This is a genomic window from Streptomyces sp. NPDC091272, assembly GCF_044757485.1.
Taxonomy (GTDB): domain Bacteria; phylum Actinomycetota; class Actinomycetes; order Streptomycetales; family Streptomycetaceae; genus Streptomyces.
The window spans coordinates 340354-361203 of the sequence record NZ_JBIVVC010000001.1 but is presented as its reverse complement, the minus strand read 5'-3'; the positions used below and the strand labels follow the sequence as shown (position 1 = coordinate 361203).

14 protein-coding genes are annotated in these 20850 nt (G+C 69.5%); 2 read left to right on the top strand and 12 right to left on the bottom strand.

Features of this window, described 5'->3' with window-relative positions:
* Nucleotides 1-49: 49 nt before the first annotated feature.
* Nucleotides 50-3829: a CDP-glycerol glycerophosphotransferase family protein gene (locus ACIQM4_RS01320; protein ID WP_401584325.1), complete on the bottom strand. Its 3780-nt coding sequence runs from the start codon at nt 3827-3829 to the stop codon at nt 50-52.
* Between the two features lie 450 nt (nt 3830-4279).
* On the opposite strand from ACIQM4_RS01320, the gene ACIQM4_RS01315 reads away from it, so the two are divergent.
* Entirely contained in the window at nt 4280-5353 is a 1074-nt protein-coding gene (locus ACIQM4_RS01315; RefSeq protein WP_401584323.1) for an LCP family protein, read from the top strand.
* A gap of 35 nt (nt 5354-5388) precedes the next feature.
* Here ACIQM4_RS01315 and ACIQM4_RS01310 read toward each other — a convergent pair whose 3' ends face one another.
* Entirely contained in the window at nt 5389-6600 is a 1212-nt protein-coding gene (locus ACIQM4_RS01310; RefSeq protein WP_401584320.1) for a hypothetical protein, read from the bottom strand.
* Nucleotides 6601-6700: 100 nt separating this feature from the next.
* Between ACIQM4_RS01310 and ACIQM4_RS01305 the strand changes: the two genes are divergently transcribed.
* Complete coding sequence (locus ACIQM4_RS01305; RefSeq protein ID WP_401584318.1) at nt 6701-7114, top strand: NTP pyrophosphohydrolase; 414 nt, start codon at nt 6701-6703, stop codon at nt 7112-7114.
* Here ACIQM4_RS01305 and ACIQM4_RS01300 read toward each other — a convergent pair.
* The 10 genes from ACIQM4_RS01300 to ACIQM4_RS01255 all read right to left on the bottom strand — a co-directional run bounded on the left by ACIQM4_RS01300 (nt 7087) and on the right by ACIQM4_RS01255 (nt 20801).
* Entirely contained in the window at nt 7087-8610 is a 1524-nt protein-coding gene (locus ACIQM4_RS01300) for a glycosyltransferase family 39 protein (protein WP_401584315.1), read from the bottom strand. The two genes, ACIQM4_RS01305 and ACIQM4_RS01300, sit on opposite strands and share 28 nt — an antisense overlap.
* Nucleotides 8611-8709: 99 nt before the next feature.
* Nucleotides 8710-10191 carry an amino acid permease gene (locus ACIQM4_RS01295; RefSeq protein WP_401586010.1) on the bottom strand — a complete coding sequence of 494 codons (1482 nt, stop codon included), beginning with the start codon at nt 10189-10191 and terminating at the stop codon, nt 8710-8712.
* A gap of 277 nt (nt 10192-10468) precedes the next feature.
* Nucleotides 10469-12388 carry a 1-deoxy-D-xylulose-5-phosphate synthase gene (dxs, locus tag ACIQM4_RS01290; protein ID WP_401584312.1) on the bottom strand — a complete coding sequence of 640 codons (1920 nt, stop codon included), beginning with the start codon at nt 12386-12388 and terminating at the stop codon, nt 10469-10471.
* 252 nt (nt 12389-12640) lie between these two features.
* Nucleotides 12641-13954, bottom strand: coding sequence for a sugar ABC transporter permease (locus ACIQM4_RS01285; RefSeq protein WP_401584309.1), 1314 nt, complete (start codon nt 13952-13954; stop codon nt 12641-12643).
* Nucleotides 13951-14769 carry an ATP-binding cassette domain-containing protein gene (locus tag ACIQM4_RS01280; RefSeq protein ID WP_401584306.1) on the bottom strand — a complete coding sequence of 273 codons (819 nt, stop codon included), beginning with the start codon at nt 14767-14769 and terminating at the stop codon, nt 13951-13953. The genes ACIQM4_RS01285 and ACIQM4_RS01280 overlap by 4 nt, the downstream gene beginning before the upstream one ends.
* Before the next feature lie 177 nt (nt 14770-14946).
* Nucleotides 14947-16062, bottom strand: a complete 1116-nt coding sequence (locus ACIQM4_RS01275; protein ID WP_401584304.1) for a substrate-binding domain-containing protein — start codon at nt 16060-16062, stop codon at nt 14947-14949.
* A 121-nt stretch (nt 16063-16183) separates the two neighbouring features.
* The gene (locus ACIQM4_RS01270; protein WP_401584301.1) at nt 16184-17407 is read right to left on the bottom strand and encodes an ROK family protein; all 1224 of its coding nucleotides are present in this window, start codon (nt 17405-17407) and stop codon (nt 16184-16186) included.
* A gap of 239 nt (nt 17408-17646) precedes the next feature.
* Entirely contained in the window at nt 17647-18522 is an 876-nt protein-coding gene (locus ACIQM4_RS01265; protein ID WP_401584298.1) for a carbohydrate ABC transporter permease, read from the bottom strand.
* Nucleotides 18522-19469, bottom strand: a complete 948-nt coding sequence (locus tag ACIQM4_RS01260; protein WP_401584295.1) for a carbohydrate ABC transporter permease — start codon at nt 19467-19469, stop codon at nt 18522-18524. The genes ACIQM4_RS01265 and ACIQM4_RS01260 overlap by 1 nt, the downstream gene beginning before the upstream one ends.
* A 54-nt stretch (nt 19470-19523) precedes the next feature.
* On the bottom strand, nt 19524-20801 hold the full coding sequence (locus tag ACIQM4_RS01255) for an extracellular solute-binding protein (RefSeq protein ID WP_401584292.1): 1278 nt from the start codon (nt 20799-20801) through the stop codon (nt 19524-19526).
* Between the last annotated feature and the right edge of the window lie 49 nt (nt 20802-20850).

Below are 20850 nucleotides of genomic sequence, written 5' to 3'. Positions count from 1 at the left end.
CCCTGGTCCGGGCACCTGGATGGTTCGGCCTCGCCGCTGCCCGCGGCCCTCATGCCGCGCTGCGACCGTGCCGGCCGTCGTGCCGCCGGTCAGGTGTGTCGTGCCGCAGGTCGGTGCCGTGCGGCAGTTCGGGTGTGTCGTGCCGCAGGTCAGGTGTGCCGTGCGGCAGTTCGGTCCCGGCGTCCCGCTGCGCGGGCAGCGCGGCGGGGCCTATGTCGTTCGCCCGCATGATCCGATCCAGCAGCCGGCCGGACGCGCCGCCGTCGTCGTAGTCGCAGAACTGCTGCTGGAACCACCGGTAGCGGGCCCGGTAGACGCGGGACACCTGGTCGATGTCCCGTACCGCCCTGATGAGTTCGGCCGAGGTCGACAGCAGCGGGCCCGGGGCGCTGCGCTCGAAGTCGAAGTAGAAGCCCCGCAGGGTGTCCCGGTAGTGCTCCAGGTCGTAGGTGAAGAAGAGGATCGGCCTTCCGGTGACGGCGTAGTCGAACATCAGGGACGAGTAGTCCGTCACCATCACGTCGGTGATCAGCGCCAGTTCGGCCATGTCCGGGTACTCAGAGACGTCCCAGACGAATCCGTCACCCGCCTCCGGCACCGGGTCAACCACATTGGGGTGCCGTCTGACCAGCAGGACGTGGTCCGCGGCCAGTTCGGCGCGCGCCTCCTCCAGGTCGATGCGGAAGTCGAACTTGTACCTGCCGGGTGCGTAGAACTGGTCGTCGCGCCAGGTGGGGGCGTACATGATGACCTTCTTGCCCTCGGGCAGGCCGATCCTGCGGCGCACCTGTGCGGCGCGCCGTTCGCTGTCCGCGCCCAGCAGCAGGTCGTTGCGGGGGTACCCGGTCGTCAGCAGTTCGCCCTCGAACCCGAAGGCCCGGCGCAGGATCGGGGTGCTGAAGCTGTTCGGGGAGACGAGCACGCTCCACTGCTTCACCTCCTGCTCCAGCCTTTCGAGGTACCTCCGGTCGGCGAAGTGCACGGCCTCGATGTCGTGGCCGATCTTCTTGAGGGGCGTGCCGTGCCAGGTCTGCACGACCACCTGGTCCTCGCGCCGCTCGAACCAGTCGGGCAGGTGGTTGTTGGCCACGATGTAGCGGGACGCGGCCAGCGCCTCGTACCACTCCTTCGACCACAGGCGCACCGCGCGGCAGGTCGGGGGCACGTCGACCTGGTCGTCCCTGACCACCCAGAGCTGTTCCAGGTGTGTTCCGCGCCGCACCAGTTCCTCGTGCAGCGCACGGGGGCTGTCGGAGTACTGGGTGCCCTTGAACGCGTCGAAGAGGATCGTCTCGCGCAGCGGCTGCCTGCGGACGGCCGGGTAGGTGCGGGTGCGCAGCAGCTTCTGGCGGTAGGGGCCGCGGGCGCTGTCGGGCATGGCCGAGTGGACGAGCAGGGTCAGCCGGTCGTACGCCTGGGGCTGGATCTCGTAACGGCGCTCGTCGATCTCCTCCTGGCCCGGCAGGCCGGCGAGCAGCCCCTGGTCGAGCTTGACCATCAGGTCGGTGTGCGGCGGGCCCTGCGACTGCCCCTGGCGCGCCCCCGGGCCGGGAACCCGCAGGTAGAAGTCCCAGCGGCCGGCCGTCAGCGGAATGTCGCCGGCGAAGGTGCGGACCCTGGCGGGGTGCAGTTCGCTGACGAAGGTGTCGCCCTGCCAGTCGACGGGGAAGGTGCGCTCGACGCCGTGGGCGCGGGAGCGGACCACCAGTTCGCAGCCCATGAGCGGGGCCGCGGGGATCGTTGAGGCAGCCGAGTAGCCGCAGGTCAGACGCAGGGCGCCGGTCTCGGACCAGGACAGCGCGGTGGCGATGGGCAGGGTCTCGCGCTCGAACAGCACGACATAGCCGTTGCCGTTGCGGTGCACGACGCACTCACGAGCGCCGCCCTCGGGCCGCAGCCGTGCGGGCAGCGGGTAGTGGCCGTCCTCGGTCCCGGGCGCCATCACCGGGTAGAGCGGCGCGCGCCGGCCCTCGATGCTCAGGGAGGTCTTCCAGCCGTTGCTGCCCATGGTCCACGCCTTGGGTACGCCCGAGCCGTCGTCGAAGCGGCCCTCGGGCACCAGCCGCGCGACGGGTATCCGGGTCCTGAAGGTGCACCAGCCGTCGCCGCCGGGGGTGAAGCGCACGTCCGCCCGGTACTGTCCGGCGCCCTTGAGGCTGCGCACCTGGAAGGTGCCCGCCGTGGGCACCTCATCGGCGAGGAGCACGCCGCGGAGCTCCAGGTCCTCCCCGACCAGCTGGTGGCGGGTGATGCGGCAGCGGACGATCTCCACCCGCAGCTTGAGCGTCCCGTTGACGAACAGCGGGACCAGCCGGGTGTTCTTGTCCACGTACCGCACGGGCGGATGGGCTGCCGTCCCGGCGGCTCCCGCGCCGATGCTCTTGTAGCGGAAGAGGCCCCTGCTGTACGCGCCCATGGCGACGTCCCAGGTGCCCTCGACCCACTTGCCCTTCTCCTGCAGGCGCTTGGGGTCGAAGTCGACCCGGAAGCCCGACCAGTCGTAGCAGTAGCGGCTCTGCTGGGAGGCCTCCGTGGCCTGCGGCGCGTAGGTGGTCCTGGCCCGTATCACCATCCTGCGTCCGGTCTTGCGGTTGCGCAGCGCGAGCGCCTTCACCGACATGCGGCGCTTGTGCACGTTGAGGAACTTGATGTACGCCGTGCCGTTCAGCTGGAGGCGGTCGTCCTGCCAGTGCGCCGAGCCGAGCGAGGCGTGCAGCGCGAGTTCCTTGTCCACCCGGTACGTCCTCTTGCCCAGTCCGACGGAACGGTCGCCCAGGTAGGGGTAGTCGAGGTAGCGGCGGGCCCGGCGGCGCACCGGCAGGGCGCCGCCCTTGCGCTCGAACGCCAGCACCTCAAGCAGTTCCGCCAGCTTCTCCTCGCGCACCAGACTCCACTTCAGGCGCTGCACGGCGGGCAGTTCGTCGACGAGCGAGGGGTCGGCCTCGTCGAGGAACTCCTTCGCCCGCCGCATGAAGAGGTCCTGGAACTCCTCGTCGGCGTCGGGCAGCACATTGAGGTGGATCATCAGGTCGGACTTGAGACAGGCCTCGTCGTACCAGCGCTTGTACGTCTCGTAGGCCCGCGCCCGGTGCCCGGCGAGGAAGCCGCTGACCGAGCGCACCGCGGAGATCCGGTCCCGCAGGCACGCCACCTCGGTGTGCCGCTGGGTGATGGAGGGCGCGGAGGCACCGTCGCGGCGGCGCCAGAAGTACACGTGCTCGTTGACGACGTCGACCTTCGCGGCCCGGAAGTGCGCGACGAGGTTCACCCAGGAGTCCTCGTACATGACGCCCTCGGGGAACTCCAGGAAGTGGTGGTCCCAGAACTCGCGGCGGAAGACCTTGTTCCAGACCGTGCGGTCGTAGATGAGTTCCCGCTGACGGGTGATGTGGGTGCCCCGGCGGGCGCGTTTCATGGGGGCGCCGTGCAGCGGGGACTGCCAGGTCTTCGTGGAGTTCATCATCTGCACGTTGCCGGAGACGAAATCGGAACCGGACTGACGGAGGGTGCGGACGAGCAACTCATAGGCGTAATGCGGGACCACGTCGTCGCCGTCGACGAAGGCGAGGAATTCGGCATCGGAATAGGCGGCGCGAATACCGGTGTTACGGGCGTGGCCCGGCCCGTTCGCCTCCTGGCGAAGCAGTCGGAAACGGCTGTCCCGACGGCAGTAGGATTCGGCGATCTCCGTGGAGCCGTCGGAAGAACCGTCGTCAACCATGATCACTTCGAAGCGGGAGAAGCTCTGCCGCCTGATCGACTCCAGGCATTCGTCGAGGTACTCCTGCACGTCCTGGAACGGCACGACAATGCTGAGCTCTGGCGGCATCCGGGGCTGCTCCTTCGGTTCGCGGTTTCCGGAGCACACGGCACAGCCCGGCCCTTGCATACAACGACTTCATCAAAAGTAGCCGATCCGCCGAACCGAATAAGAGCCGAAAGACCCGCCCGGCAATGCGATGGATCACGGTGTGTTCGCCGACGGTCCCAATTTCCGCCGCTGTCGCGGGGGCGGCGCCCTCCTGTACCGGGACTTTGGTCCCGGGAACAGGTGACTTTTGCCATGCCACCTTTTTCCCGACGGCCGCCGTCCTCCCTTTTGTGGCCGAGGAGGACTGTGGGACAGCCGACACTTGTAAGCGGTCGTGGACCCTTCGCGGACTCCTTTCGGATTTCCCTGCGGACACCCTCGCGACCCCTCGGGACGCCCCGCAGGACGTCGCGGTCCAGAACACCGGGTCCGACGCACGAGCACCCGCCCCAGCGAACAGGTAAGTGAATGCCGATACGATCAACCGGCCGGAGACCAACCGGCCCGCGGCCCGCCCGGAGCAGGGGCCGCCGCACCGTCCGCGCGCTCTGCTGGACCCTCGCGGGCGTGCTGGTACTCGGCGGCGGGGTGGCCTACTGGGCCTACACCCGGCTCGACGGGAACCTCACCAGCATCGACATCGACTCCGCCCTGGGCGGCGACCGGCCCGGCAAGTCGGACACCGGGGCGCAGAACATCCTGATCCTCGGGTCCGACTCCCGGTCGGGGAGCAACAAGACCCTCGCGAGTGGCGACACGGGCGGCACCGCGCGCTCCGACACCGCGATGGTGGTGCACATACCCGAGGGCCGGAAGAAGGCGACCGCGGTGAGCATCCCGCGCGACACCCTGGTCACCCGGCCCGCGTGCACGAAGACCGAGGGCGGTGAACTCCCCGCCGCGCGGCGGGTGATGTTCAACTCCGTGTACACCTCCGGCGGACCCGCCTGTGTGGTCAGGACCGTCGAGGCCATGTCGGGGATCCGGATGGACCACTACGTCGAGATCGACTTCGCGGGCTTCAAGGACCTGGTGGACGCGCTCGGCGGGGTCACCGTCACCACCGACCGGGCCATCGACGACAAGCAGAGCGGGCTGCGGCTCTCGGCCGGTACGCACAAGCTGGACGGCACGCAGTCCCTCGCGTTCGTACGCACCCGGCACGGCGTGGGCGACGGGAGCGACCTCGGGCGGATCGAACTCCAGCAGAAGTTCATCCTGGCGCTGCTCGACGAGATCAAGCAGCAGGGTGTGCTCTCCAGCCCCACCAAGCTCTACGAGGTGGCCGACGCCGCCACCAAGGCCCTCACCACCGACTCCGACATCGGCTCCCTGACCGGGCTCGTCTCCTTCGCGAAGAGCATGCAGGGGCTGGACACCGGGAGCATGGAGACGATCACACTGCCGGTCGGCTACGACAAGACCGACCCCAACCGGGTCGTCGCCGCACAGCCGCAGGCCGACGCGCTGTGGAACGCGCTGCGGGACGGCCGCCCGGTGCCGGACACGGCGAAGAGGTCGCCTGCCGAGGGCAGCAGCTGACTTCGGCCGTCGGGGCGCGGCGGGACCTGGGAGGCTCAGACGCGCTGCCAGGCGGCCAGCGCGAGCCCTTCCTCGTCCGTCCGCTGCCGCGCCACGTGCAGTGCGCCTTCGGCGCCGATCACCGCCATGACCACCCGGTCCGCCGCGTCCAGGGCGAGGGCCGGTGCGCCCACGCACTCCGGGCCGGTCTCCGCCCACCACACGCCCTCGTGCTCGGCGAGCGTCCGGGAGGCGGCCAGGGCGGGACGGCCGCCCGTGGTGCGGTGTGCCAGGACCGTGCAGTCGTGGCCGTCCATGGTGGCGCGCAGGGCGGCCGGGCGGACGCCGGGCTCGGTGGCAGGAGTGCCGCCCAGCGGGACGGCGGACGGTGCGGAGGCGGGGTCGGGCCCGAGGCCGAGCCGGAAGGCGGTGACTTCCTGGCGGTGCGGGACGGCCCCGTCCGACGGGGCCTGGGCCGGGACGGTTCCGTCGGCCGGCACCTGGCCCGGGGCGGTTCCGTCGGCCGACATCTGGGCCGCGACCTGGCCCGGGGCGGTCCCGTAGTAGGTGAGGCCGTCCTCGGAGGTTTCCAGCGCGGTGACCGTGCCCGCCGTGACCGTGAACGGGATGACCGTCACCGGTGAGAAGGCCGCCCCGGGCTTCTCCTGCGTCCAGCGCAGCACCGTGCCGTCCTTCTTCACCGCCAGCAGTTCCAGCAGGCCCGACGACAGACGCGTCGGGACCAGGGCCTCCTCCGCCCGCGAGCCGATCAGGTCCTGCCAGCCGCCCCATTTGCCGCTCGCGGCCTGGCAGCGCATCAGCACCCCGCCGAAGGCGTTCCGCAGGAAGACGTGGACCGCACCCTGTGCGCCGACCGCCACCGCGGGGCGGCCGAGCTTGGCCGTCTGCGCCGGGTCGGGGTAGCGGAAGCTGCCCAAGGAGTGCCAGGAGCCGAACGGACGGCCCGACTGGTACTGCGTCGCGTGCACGTAGTCGGGCGATCCGTCCTTGGCCGTGCCGCGCCCCACCACGTGCACGAAGCCGTCCGGGCCCTGTGCTGCCGTGAGCCCCTCGGCGGCCGGCGCCTCGAAGAAGTCGGGCCCCTGCCAGTCCGGCCCGCCCGCGCGCGTCTCGGTCCAGCGCAGCAGGCCGCCGTCGGTGGTCGCGTACGCACTGAGCCTGCCGTCCTTGCCGCGCAGCAGCCAGCTCTCGCCCGACAACGGCGCGATGGCCCTCGCCCTGGTCACACCCGCGGTACCGAGCCCCATGACGCGACAGCCGCCTTTCCGATTAACTCGCTCACTGGTTCGACTTGCGCCTAAAGAATAGGGGGCCGGTCGGACATCCGGGGCGTGGGACGCTGGCCGCATGACATCCCCCACACCGCTGCCCACCCTCGTCGTCGTCGACGCCGCCAACGTCGTCGGCTCGGTGCCCGACGGCTGGTGGAAGGACCGGCACGGCGCCGCCGAGCGGCTGCGCGACCGGCTGCCGGTGTACGCGGCGCAGGGCGTCGCCGGAGTTCCGGGCCCGGTGGAGCTCGTGCTCGTCGTGGAGGGCGCGGCCCGGGGCGTGGAGTCGGTGCCGGGGGTACGGGTGGTGGCCGCGGCAGGCAGCGGCGACGACAGGATCGTGGCGGTCGTGGCGGAACGGGAGGCCGGCCGGGACTGCCTCGTCGTCACCGCCGACCGCGAGCTGCGGCGCCGGGTGGAGGCGCTCGGCGCGCAGTGCACGGGTCCGCGAGCCGTACGGGGTCAGGGCGCGCCGGGCGAGCGTACGTAGACGACCGCGCCGTCGACCGTCGCGGCCGGACGGTAGTCCTGCGCCAGGATCCCGCGGAGCGTCGGCATCCGGTCCGGGCCGTACGGTTTGCCGCGCGAGTCGTCGACGATCACGGCCGGCGGGTGCGCGGCGAGGTCGGTGCGCAGGTATGTCCAGCTGCCTTCGACGCCGTACTCCTCCCCCACCCGGGAACCGTCGCGACCCCCGCTGAAGTTCGTCAGCAGGCCCGCGGTGAGGTAGCGGCCGGCCGGGGTGCGGTCGGCCAGCCAGTACGTCTCGGGGTGCATGCCCCAGATCAGTACGCGGTCGGTGGGTGCGGTGCGCTCCCGGACGGCCTCCGCGACGCGCTGCGCGTGGGCGAGTTCGGGGCGGGGCGCGAGGAAGCCCCAGACCAGGAAGACCGCGCAGGTGCAGGCGGTGACCGTGAGGGCGGTGGCCGTCCGGCGGCGGGGCAGTCCGTGGAGCGCGGCTGCGCCCAGGAGGGCGAGGGGCGGCATCAGCTGCAGGTAGTAGTGGCCGAAGAAGTGGAACCCGACCATGACGGCGACGGCGGAGGCAGCCAGCCAGATCCACAGGTCCGCGCCCGGCACCCTGAACCGTCGTACGAGCGGAACCAGCAGGCCGATGCAGGCGCCCGCGAGGATCAGCGCGTTGCCCAGGCCCCGGCCCAGCGCGTGCAGCCCGGAGCCGGTGAGGTCGGCATACGAACCGGAACCCGTGACCACCCAGAAGAGGAAGCCGGAGGGACCGGTGAGCAGCGCCACTGCGACGACGGGGACCACGAACCCCACGGCGATACGCAGCAGCGCCAGGACCCGCGGCTCACCGGCGCCGACCGCGGCTTCCTCAGCGGTGGCGGCAACCGGGGTGGTGACGGCGCCGACCGCCGGGGCGACGGCGGTGGTCCAGGCGAGCCACAGCACCGGTGCCAGCACCGCGCCGCCCGTCTGTTTCGTCAGGAACGCCCCGGCTACCGCGGCCCCCGCCCAGGTCCAGGCCCTGCGGTCGGCGCACCACACGGCGAGCGCCGTGAACGGCAGCGTGAAGAGCCCGAAGCCGGCCGCCTGGGTGTCCTCCGGGTGCAGCCCGACCGAGATGAGCAGGAACGCGACACCCGCCACCGCCCCCGCACGGTCGCCCCATCTGCGGCGGGCCAGCGAGGCGAGCAGCACCGCGGTGCTGAGGAGCGCGAGGACCGCGAGCACCTTGAGGGGAACGAGGGAGCCGTCGCCGAAAACCGCGAAGGCGCCCTCGTACAGCCAGGGCAGGAACGGCGGCTTGCGGTCCACGACGGTGTCGTAGAGCACTCCCCCGGCGGCGAGCTGGCGCGCCTGCACGGCGAGGAAGCCCTCGTCGGGGTTCCAGAGGGGGTGCAGGAAGGACGGCAGCCGCGTGACGGCCGCCAGCAGGAGCAGCACGGGGAGCAACCGCCGCCAGTAGTGCCCTGGGGCGGAGAGGGGCGCGGGGCGCTCGGGGGCGGACTGCTCGGCGGGCATGGGCCAAAGTTATCCGGCCGGGCACCACCGCCTCCCAGCTGCCCCCGCTACAGCCCCGCCCCTCCAGCTGCGCCCGCTACGCCCCCGACCTGCCCCCGCTCAGCCCTTGCCCGGCCGCTGCTCGAGTTCGCGCCCGAGCTTGCTGTGCTTCTTGCCGTACAGGAAGTACACGGCCACGCCGATCACCATCCAGACGCCGAATCGCAGCCAGGTCTCGGCCGGCAGGTTCAGCATCAGCCACAGCGACGCCAGCACCGACAGCGCCGGAACCAGCGGGACCAGCGGCGTCTTGAAGGAGCGCGGCAGGTCCGGGCGCTTGCGGCGCAGGATGACGACGCCGAGCGCTACCACGACGAACGCGAACAGGGTGCCGATGTTGACCAGTTCGGCGAGCTCGTCGATGGAGGTGAAACCGGCGACGACCGCGACGATCACACCGAGCAGGATGGTCGAGCGGTACGGGGTCCCGAAGCGAGGGTGGACGTGCGAGAAGGTCTTCGGCAGCAGGCCGTCGCGGCTCATCGCGAAGAAGACCCGAGACTGCCCGAGCAGCAGGATCATGCAGACCGAGGTCAGGCCCACCGCCGCGCCGAAGCTGATCACGCCTGCCCAGAAGGGGTGACCGACCGACTTGAAGGCGTCCGCGAGCGGTGCGTCCGTCGATAGTTGGCTGTACTTCTGCATACCGGTGACGACGATCGAGACGGCCACGTAGAGCAGGGTGCAGATGATCAGCGAGCCGAGGATGCCGCGCGGCACGTCCCGCTGCGGGTTACGGGTCTCCTCGGCGGCGGTCGCGACGATGTCGAAGCCGATGAACGCGAAGAAGACGACCGCGGCGGCTGTGAAGACGCCCATCACGCCGAAGCTGGTCGGCGTGAAGCCGAAGATCAGCTGGACGAGGGGGGCGGTGAGCCCGGAGCCGCCGTCCGAATCCTGGGACGGCGGGATGAAGGGCTTGTAGTTGGATCCGGTGATGAAGAACGCGCCGACGATGATGACGAGCAGTACGACGGTCACCTTGATGCCGACGATGATGCTGGTCACCCGGGAGGAGAGCTTCATCCCGGCGACCAGGATCGCGGTGATGACCAGCACCAGGATGCAGGCCAGCAGGTCGAAGCCGAACTTGCCGTCATGGGTGCCGGAGAGGAAGTCCGGCAGGTGGACCCCCGCCGTGTCGAGCAGCGAACGCATGTAGCCGGACCAGCCGACGGCCACCACCGCGCAGCCCAGCGCCAGCTCCAGGACGAGGTCCCAGCCGATGATCCAGGCGGGCAGCTCACCGAGGGAGGCGTACGAGAAGGTGTAGGCGGAGCCGGCGACGGGGACGGTGGACGCGAACTCGGCGTAACAGAGGGCCGCGAGACCGCAGACGACACCGGCGACGACGAACGCGAGGGCGACCGAGGGCCCCGCCGTCTCCTTGGCGATCTTGCCGGTCAGGACGAAGATCCCGGTGCCGATGATGACACCGACGCCGAAGACCGTCAGGTCGAGTGCGGAGAGGGACTTCCTGAGCGCGTGCTCCGGCTCCTCGGTGTCCCGGATGGACTGCTCGACCGTCTTGGTGCGCAGCATCCCCGCGCGCGCCCTGTCCGCGCCTCCGTGCGGGTCTCTGCCCGTGCCACTGCCCGTGGATCCCTGGTGTTCTGTACTCACGAAGCACCTCCGCCTGTCGGCCGTCGCCCACGTTCCGGGTGTGTGTGAGAGGACGGGTCTCCGCAATCATCGTGATCATTCGTCCCGGTGCGCGAGAGGGGCGGAGGGGTTTCACTCGATGGGACGAATGTACGAAAAAGGTCCGGGCCGGAGGTTTCCCTCCGGCCCGGACCCTGAAGGGCGCGGTGACCGCGCGTCAGTCGCGGGCGACCTCTGCGGCGGCGCGCTCCAGCCGTCCGTCGATCCGTGCGACCAGGCCGGTGACCTGACGTGCGATGTCCGGGGCGGTCAGCCCGATCTCGGCCATGACCTCCTTGCGGGAGGCGTGGTCCAGGAACCGCGGCGGGATGCCGAAGTCACGCAGCGGCACGTCGACGTCCGCGTCCCGCAGTGCCTGCGCGACGGCTGAACCGACGCCGCCGGCCCGCGAGTTGTCCTCGACGGTGACGACGACGCGGTGCTGCTCGGCGAGCGGGGCCATGGCCTCGTCCACCGGCTTGACCCAGCGGGGGTCGACGACGGTGGAGGAGATGCCCTGCGCGTCGAGCAGCTCCGCGATCTCCAGGCACATCGGGGCGAGGGCGCCGACCGAGACCAGCAGGACGTCCGGGCGGGCCACGTCGGTGACGGGCCTGCGCAGGATGTCCATGCCGCCCGCCTTGCCGACGGCCTTGACCGCCGGGCCGACCGCGCCCTTGGAGAAGCGGACCACGGTCGGGGCGTCCTCGACCTGGACGGCCTCGCGCAGCTGGGCGCGGACCTGGTCGGCGTCGCGCGGCGCCGCGATCCGCAGGGTCGGCACGCACTGGAGGATCGACATGTCCCACATGCCGTTGTGCGAGGCACCGTCGGTGCCGGTGACGCCCGCCCGGTCGAGTACGAAGGTCACACCGCACTTGTGCAGGGCGACATCCATCAGGACCTGGTCGAAGGCACGGTTGAGGAAGGTGGCGTAGACGGCGAAGACGGGGTGCAGTCCGCCGGTGGCCAGGCCCGCCGCGGAGACCGCGCCGTGCTGCTCGGCGATGCCCACGTCGTAGACCCGGTCGGGGAACGCCTTGGCGAACTTGTCCAGGCCGACCGGCTGGAGCATCGCCGCGGTGATCGCGACGACGTCCTCGCGCTCCTTGCCGAGCTTGACCATCTCCTCACCGAAGACTGAGGTCCAGTCGACGCCCGAGGAGGCGATCGGCAGGCCCGTGTCGGGGTGGATCTTGCCGACGGCGTGGAAGCGGTCCGCCTCGTCGGCGAGGGCCGGCTGGTAGCCGCGGCCCTTCTCGGTGAGGCAGTGCACGATGACCGGGCCGCCGAACCGCTTGGCGCGCTGGAGCGCGGATTCGAGCGCCTCGATGTCGTGGCCGTCGATCGGGCCCACGTACTTGAGGCCGAGGTCCTCGAACATGCCCTGCGGGGCGATGAAGTCCTTGAGGCCCTTCTTCGCGCCGTGCAGCGTCTCGTACAGCGGCCGTCCGACGACCGGGGTGCGCTCCAGGAACTCCTTGCCGCGGGCCAGGAAGCGCTCGTAACCGTCGGTGGTGCGCAGGGTGGCCAGGTGGTTGGCGAGGCCGCCGATGGTGGGTGCGTAGGAACGCTCGTTGTCGTTGACCACGATGACCAGCGGGCGGTCCTTGGCGACGGCGATGTTGTTCAGCGCCTCCCAGGCCATACCGCCGGTCAGGGCGCCGTCACCGATGACGGCGACGACCGCGTCGTCCTTGCCCAGCACCTCGTTGGCCTTGGCGAGGCCGTCCGCCCAGCCGAGCACGGTGGAGGCGTGGCTGTTCTCGATGACGTCGTGCTCGGACTCCGCGCGCGCCGGGTAGCCGGAGAGGCCGCCCTTCATCTTCAGCCGGGTGAAGTCCTGCCGGCCGGTGAGCAGCTTGTGGACGTAGCTCTGGTGGCCGGTGTCCCAGAGGACCTTGTCCTTCGGCGACTCGAAGACCCGGTGCAGCGCTATGGTCAGCTCGACCACGCCGAGGTTGGGCCCCAGGTGGCCGCCGGTCTTGGACACCTCGTCGACGAGGAAGGTCCGGATCTCCGCAGCCAGCTGGTCGAGCTGCTCCGGGGACAGCCGGTCCAGATCACGCGGTCCCTTGATGCGGGTCAGCAGCGCCACCCGTGCCTCCTTGCGGTTGAAACGGCTTACTTGCACATCAAGTGCTTGGACGTTCGTGCCGATCTGCCGAGTCTAATGTTCCGCGCGCGGCGGCGGTCGGCGGGTTGTGCGACCTGCGTCACTCGTACGGACCCACGGGCGCACAGATGTGCCCGGCACCGGGGTGACCGGTGCCGGGCACATCAGGGTTTGACGCCGACGACAGGCGCTGGTCCGGTCGGCTGACGCCCCGGACCGCCGCCAGGCCGTCCGCTAGGCGCGTCCGGCGCTCTTCTGGGTCCTGCGGGAGACCGAGTCGATCACGACGGCGGCGAGCAGCACCGCGCCGGTGATCATGAACTGGATCTCGCTGGCCATGCCGAGCATGTTCAGGCCCTGCTGGATCGCCTGGATCACGATCATGCCGAGCAGCGCGGACCAGACCTTGCCCCGGCCGCCGAAGAGGCTGGTGCCGCCGATGACGGCCGCCGCGATGACGAGCATCAGGGTGTTGCCCGCGCCGAGGCTCTTGGTGGCACCGCCCGAGAGGCTGGCCACGAAGAGTCCGCCGAACGCGGCGAGCAGACCGGACAGGCCGAAGACGGTGATCCGGATCCGGTCGACGCTGATGCCGGCCCTGCGGGCGGCCTCCGCGTTGCCGCCGACCGCGAAGACCTGACGGCCGAAGGTGGTGCGGCGCGCCACGAAGTCGGCGATCAGCAGGACGGCCAGGAACAGCACCAGGGCGAGCGGCAGACCGCGGGCTCCCTGCGGCTCGTTCAGGACGTACGCGACGACCAGGCACAGCACCCCGACGACGGCCGTACGGAGCACGATCTCGCTGACCGGCCGGGCGGGCAGGGCGGCGGCGCGGCGGCGCTTGCTGTCCAGGAACAGCGAGAGGGCGTAGACCGCGATCGCGACGACGGCCAGGCCGTAGGCGGCGAACTTGTCCTCGAAGTAGTAGCCCGTCAGGTTCTCGACGATGCTGCCGGTGGGGGTGTTGATCGACCCTTCCTTGCCCATCAGCCAGATCTGCAGGCCGCTCCAGCCGAGGAAGCCGGCCAGGGTGACGACGAAGGCCGGGACGCCGATCTTGGCGAAGAAGAAGCCGTGCAGCAGGCCGAGCGCGAGGCCCGCGAGCAGTGCCACGACGATGGAGAGCCAGTCGTTCCAGCCGTTGGAGACGTTGAGCACCGCCCATATCGCCGCGCCGACGCCCGCGACCGAACCGACCGAGAGGTCGATCTCGCCGAGGATCAGCACGAAGACGATGCCGACCGCCATGATGCCGAGGCCGGAGGTGTAGACGGCGATGTTGGCGATGGAGCTGGCGGAGAGGAAGTTGCTGTTCTGGGTCTGGAAGACGATCGCGATGACGATCAGGCCCAGGAAGACGGGCAGCGAGCCCAGCTCACCTCCGCGCACCTTGCGGGAGAACTCGGTCAGATAGCCCTTGAAGCCCTCTTCGCGGACGAGGAGGCGGGGGTCGACCGCGGGGCCCGCGGGGGCCGCGGCGGCGTCCGCAGCGGGGGCCCCGGGGGTCGTTTCGGTCTTATTCTCGGGGGTCTTGGCGAGGTCGCTCACTTCGCGTCCTCCTTCGTTGCCGTGGCCGTGGCCGAAGCCGTGGCGGTACGCGCCTTACGACGGGTCACGGCGTTGTCCGTGGCGCCGGTGATGGCAGAGATGATCACTTCGTGGGAGGTCGTCCTCACGTCGAAGACGCCGTTGTTGCGGCCCAGGCGCAGTACCGCCACCTTGTCCGCCACGGCGCGCACGTCCTCCATGTTGTGGCTGATGAGGATGACGCCGTGGCCGCGCTCGCGCAGCCGCTCGACCAGGTCCAGGACCTGCGCCGTCTGCTCGACGCCGAGGGCGGCGGTCGGCTCGTCGAGGATGACCACCTTCGGGTCGCCGACCAGGGCGCGCGCGATGGCGACGACCTGGCGCTGACCGCCGGAGAGCGAGGCGACCGGGATGCGGACGCTCGGGATCCTGATGGACAGCGTGTCCAGCAGCTCCTTGGCGCGCTTCTCCATGGCGATCTCGTCGAGGACCGAACCGCGGCGGATCTCGCTGCCGAGGAAGAGGTTGGCGACGACGTCGAGGTTGTCGCAGAGCGCCAGGTCCTGGTAGACGGTGGCGATGCCGAGGTTCTGGGCGTCCTGCGGCCGGTTGATCTGCACCGGCTTGCCGTCCCACTCGATGGCGCCCTCGTCGATCGGGTGGACACCCGAGATCGTCTTGACGAGGGTGGACTTGCCGGCGCCGTTGTCGCCCACGAGGGCGACCACCTGGCCGGGCTGGATCTCCAGGTCTACGTCGGTGAGCGCCTGGACGGCGCCGAACCGCTTGGAGACTCCGCGCAACGCCAGCACGGGCGTAGCGGACACGTGAATCATCTCCTTCGCCGCCTGACCGGCGGGGATGGTGGTGCATGGTGCACAAGGACTTGACGAGGGGGGGGAGGTGCCGGCCAGGTGTCCCGCCCGCGCGGGAGCGGGACACCTGGCCGGCCGGGTACGGGTGACCGGGCGCACTGCTGCGCCGCGCGTCACCTGCCGTACCGAAGGAGCGAGTTACTTGATGCCCGCCGCGTCACAGGCCTTCTTGAAGTCGGCCGTGCAGATCTCGGACGCCTTGTAGACGTTGTCCTTGATGACCGTGTCCGCGATGTTTTCCTTGGTGACGACCTGGGCGTCGTACAGCTTGGAGGGCGTGCCCTTGAAGTCGCCGCTGATGCTGTCGACCTTGATCGGGGTCAGGTCGTCGAACTTCTTGCCCTGGAGGATCCGGACCGCGATCTCGGCGGTGGTCTCGGCCTCCGGCTTGATCTGCTTGTAGATCGAGAAGGACTGCTTGCCGCTCAGGATGCGCTGCAGACCGGCGAGCTCGGAGTCCTGGCCGCCGACCGGGACCTTGATGCCCTGCTTCTCCAGGGCGGTGATGATGCCGCCCGCCATGCCGTCGTTGGCCGCGTAGACGCCCTGGAACCCGGTCTTGCCGAGCGAGTCGATGGCGGCGCCCATCTTCTTGTTGGCCTCGTCCGGGGACCAGTCCGGGATGTCCTGGGAGTAGACGACCTTCTTCGTCTCCTTCTTCAGGATGTCCTCGGCACCCTTCTTGAAGAAGCCGGCGTTCGGGTCGGTCGGCGAACCGTTGATCATGACGACGTTGGAGTCCTTGGCCTTGGCGCCGAGCGCCTTGACCAGGGCCTCACCCTGGAGGTTGCCGATCTTCTCGTTGTCGTAGCTGACGTACGCGGAGATCGGACCCTCGGCGAGGCGGTCGTACGCGACGACCTTGACGCCCTGCTTCTCGGCGGTGGTGATCCAGGACTTGGTGGCCTTGAAGTCCACCGCGTCCAGGATGATCACCTTGACGCCCTGCGTGATGAGCGCGTCGAACTGCTTCTTCTGGGTCTCGATGTCCTGCGCGGCGTTGTTGTACTTGACCTCGCAGTCCGCGCACAGGGCCTTGATCTTCGCCTCCATGATGGGGCGGTCGAAGGTCTCGTAGCGCGTGGTCTTGTTCTCCGGCAGCAGCAGTCCGATGGTCTTGCCGAGGTCACCGCTGCCCTGCGAGGAACCGCCGTCCCCCTTGTCGCTGTCGCCCGCCTTGCCACAGGCGGAGAGCGAGACGGCCATGGAGATGGCGGCCGTGGCTATGACGACGCGGCGCGTCATTGCGTTCATGTGGAAAGCCTCCCTGACGAGGCCGCGTCGTTGCGGCCGAGGTGTCTGGAAGTCAACTCGCGCGCCGCCATAGCGTCAAGGAGTAAATGCTTAACGAGATGACAACGGTGCCATTCGTTATCTAAGTGAAGGCGGGGGTGGAACGCTGCCCCTCGCCAAGGGAGTTGGCCTCCATCGAGGTGTCCAACAGGGTCGAATCGCCCATTTCGCTCAATACGAGCGCCAGTGCGCCCAGCACCTCGGCCCGGCCCCCCAGCGCCCCCGGCAGCACGCTCAGCTGTCGCGCCGCGCTGGGGATCGCGTAGCGCGACACGGAGTCGCGGATCGGGCCCAGCACCAGCTCGCCGGAGTCCGCCAGGTCGCCGCCGAGCACGACCCGGCTGGGATTGAGCAGGTTGCAGAGGTTGGCGACGCCGCTGCCGATGTGCCGGCCCACGTCGGCGATCACCCGGCGGCAGCCCGGATCGCCCTCCCGGGCGAGCTGCACCACGCGCTCCATGGTCAGGTCGGGGCCGTGCCCCGGCATCAGCAGCGGCAGTACGTACCGCGCGGCGGCGAAGGTCTCCAGGCAGCCGCGGTTGCCGCAGCGGCAGACCGGGCCCGACTCGTCGAGCGTGATGTGGCCGATCTCCCCGGCCGTGCCGCCGGGGCCCCGGTAGACGCGGCCGTCTATCACCAGGCCCGCACCGACACCGCTGGCGACCTTGATGTACGCGAGGTCGCGCACCCCCCGTCCGGCTCCCCAGACGAGCTCGCCCAGTGCCCCGAGGTTGGCGTCGTTGTCGACGTACACCGGCACACCGAGGCGGGCCGAGAGCTCCTCGCTGGGGTTGATCCCCTGCCAGCCGGGCAGGATCGCGGTGGAGCCCAGCCGCCCCGACTCCACGTCGATCGGCCCCGGCACACCGAGACCGACGCCGATGACCTTGTCCTGACTGACGCCGGTGGCCTCGATCAGACGCTTCACCAGCTGCTCGGCCCGGTCGAAGCCCTGGGCCGCCGAGGCGTCCACGTCGAGGGGCTCGGACTCTTCGGCGAGGACCTGGTGGGCCAGGTTGCCGACCGCGACGCGCAGGTGCGTATGGCCGAAGTCGACGCCGATCACGACGCCCGCGTCACCGCTGAGCGAGACGCTGCGCGCCCGGCGCCCGCCCGCGGAGGTGGGCGTGACCTCCACCGTCCCGCCGTCCTTCAGCTCACGGACGATGTTGGAGACCGTGGCGGCGGAGAGCCCGGTGCTTCTCGCGATCTCGGCCTGGGTCAGCGAGCCCGCCATGCGCACCGCGCGCACGACCCGCTCAAGGTTGGCCCGGTGCAGAGACGTCTGCGACCCCGGAGTCTCCATCGACTCATCCACTCCCGTTACCGGCGGCCGGCTCGACGGCCGTCCGCACCGGGGCCACAACTGTGGGGCCCCGCCGTTCTTCCAACATATGAACCCTAAGCAGAGTCTTTGCCGCCCTCTCCCGTCAAGACCTTGAGCAAAGAGGGGCCGGAACGCAACGAAGCGCCCGTCGGCCGGGGCCGACGGGCGCTTCGTACGTAACAAAAAGGGCACCGAGTCCGTACGGAAACGGATCGCCGCTACTTCACGGACCCCGCGGTCAGTCCCGACACCACGTGCCGCTCGATGAACGCGAACAGGATCACGACCGGCACGATCGCCACCACGGAGGCGGCGAAGAGGTAGTTCCACTGCACGGTGTAGGCGCCGATGAAGTTGTTGATGCCCACCGTCAGCGGCTGGCTGGCCGGTTCCGTGGTGAGGGTCAGACCCATCGCGAACTCGTTCCACGTCGTGATGAACGTGAAGATCAGCGCGGTCACCACCCCGGGCAGGGCAAGCGGGAGCGTCACCTTGATCATCGCGCCGAACCTGCTGGTGCCGTCCACCATCGCCGCCTCCTCCAACTCCGCGGGGATGGAGCCGATGTAGGCGGTCAGGATCCACACCGCGAAGGCCAGGTTGAAGGCCGCGTTGGTGATGATCAGCGTCCAGACCGAGTTCAGCATGCCCAGTTGGTAGAACTCGCGGTAGAGACCGACCAGCAGCGCGGTCGGCTGGAACATCTGGGTGACCAGCACCAGGAGCAGGAAGATCTTGCGTCCCCTGAACCGTATGCGCGCCGTGTAGTACGCGGCCGGCAGTGCCACCAGCAGGACCAGCACCGTCGCCCCGCCCGCGACCAGCAGCGTCACCTGGAGGTTCTGCCCGAGCTCGGACTCCTTCCAGACGTCGATGAAGTTCGACCACTCGAACTCGCTCGGCAGATAGGTGCGGTCCCGCAGCTCCGACTTGGGACGCAGCGCGGTGACGATCATCTCCAGGTACGGAGCGAGGAAGATCGCGGCGAGACCCCAGGCCACCACGGTGATCACCAGGGTGCGCGGCTTGAAGGTGCGCCTCGGGGCCTTGACGGTGCGACCCGTCGTCGGCCGTGCGGCCGTCGCGGTGGCCATCAGTCCTCCTCGTTCCAGCGGCTGACCTTCAGGAAGATCAGCACGAGCACCACGACCATCAGGAAGTTGACGACCGACATGGCGGCCGACTCCCCGATGTCGGTCTCCTTCAGCTTGTACATGAACACCATCGACGTGGAGGTGTCGTAGCCGGGACCGCCCTGCGTCATCGCCCAGATGATCGGGAAGGAGTTGAAGACGTTGATGAGGTTGATGACGACGCCGATCAGGAACGCGGGGCGCAGCATCGGCAGGGTGATGTGCCGGTACGTCTGCCAGGGCCCGGCGCCGTCGATGCGCGAGGCCTCGTACACCTCACCGGGGACGGTCTGGAGCCCGGCCAGCAGCGTGTACGTGGTGAAGGGCAGCGACACGAAGACGGCGACGGCCATCATCCAGGGCCAGGCGGTGTCCGCCTTGCCCAGCCAGTCCTCGGAGCTGTCGATCAGACCGAGGTCCAGCATCACGGTGTTGAGCACGCCCGCGGTCTGGTTGAGCATCCACTTGAAGCCGATGGCCGTCATCAGCACGGACGCCGCCCACGGGGCGATGAGCGCCCAGCGCGTGAAGCGGCGGCCGGGGTACTTCTGGTTGAAGAGCTGGGCGAGGCCCAACGAGATCAGCATCGTGAAGGTCACGACGACGACGGTCCAGATCACCGTCCACAGCAGGACGGAACCGAAGTCGGTCTCCTCGAAGAGCTTCTTGTACTTGTCGGTCCCGGCGCTGCCGCGCACCTTGCCGGCGATGGAGATCTTGAGGAACGAGGTGCGGATCAGCTCGACGACCGGCCAGACGACCACGACGAGGATCAGCAGGATGACGGGCGCAATCCAGGGCAGCGGGCCGAGCCTGGCCAGTCCGCTGCGGCGGCTTACCGGCCTGGGGGTGCGCCCGCCCCGTCCCCGGCCGGCTTCGGCCGGGGACGGAGGGGCCTTGAGTGACACGTTTTCTCCTGGGAGAGGGTGCGAGAAGCGGGGCTGACGGGCGGGCGCCGGCTGCTACTTGGCTGCGGCGGCCGCGTCCTCGGCCTTCTTCTGCAGGGCGTCCAGGGCGGTCTTCGGGTCCTCGCTGACCGCCTTGCCGCCGGTCTTCTTGATCTCGGCGGAGATGACGTCCCAGGCGGTGTCGTTGACCGGGTAGAACTTCGCGGTCGGCAGCGCCTCGAAGAAGGGCTTCAGGGACGCGTGCTTGGGGTTGGCCTGCATCTCCGCGACGGCGTCCGTGGTGACCGGCATGAAGTTGTACATCTCGGCGAACGAGACCAGGTTCTTCTTGGTGTACGTGAAGTCCAGGAACTTCTTGACGGCTTCCTTCTCGGCGCCACCGTCCTTGAAGGCCATGGTCCAGTCGGCCACGCCGAGGGTGTTGGCCAGCGGCCCGTCCTTGCCCGGGATCGTGGTGACGCCGTACTCGACCTTGCTCTCCTGGGCCATCTGGATGACGCTCGGGTGCCCGTTCATCATCCCGACCTTGCCGGCGGCGAAGTCGGCGAAAGCCGTCTTGCGGTCGGTGGAGGCGGGGTTGGGATAGGTGAGGCCGGGCTTGACCAGGTTCTCCTGGAGCCACTTGAAGGTCTCGACGTTCGCCGCGCTGTTGATCGTGTACTTGCCGGAGGCGTCGGTGTACCCGCCGCCGTTGCCCATCTCCCACATCATCGTCTCGCCCTGCGCCTCCTCGGGGCCGAGCGGGAGGGCGTAGGGGGTGTCGGCCGCCTTCTTGTCCTTGATCTTCTTCGCCGCGGCTGCGACCTCGGCCCACGTGGTGGGCGGCTTGTCGACGCCCGCGGTGGCAAGTGCCTTCTTGTTGTAGAAGAGCACCCGACTGGAGGACACCCACGGGATGCCGTAGGCGGCGCCCTTGACCTCGCCCGCCTTGGCGAAGGCGGGCACGATGTTGGCCTTGGTCTTCGGCGACATCACGTCGTCGACCTTGTAGAGCAGGTCGTCGGCGACCTTGTCGGCGTATCCGCCGGTCTGCAGGATGTCCGGCTCGTTGCCCGTCTGGATCATGTTCTTGACGGTCTTGTCGATGTCGTTCCAGTTGATGACCTGGACGTCCACCTGGTAACCGGAGTTGGCTGCCTCGAAGTCCTTGGCGACCCGGTCCCAGAAGATCTTCGACGCGTTGGACGCCTTGTCCCCGTAGTCGGCGGCGACGACCTTGATCGTCTTGCCGCCGCCCTCGCCACCGCCTTCACCACCGTCGCCGCCGCAGGCGCTCAGGCCCAGTGCCATCACGAGCGTTGCCGCACCGGTGGCGATTACGCGATTCCTCATACTGTCCAACCCTTCGACTTCCAAGTCGACTTGCTGCAATTTCCGGGGG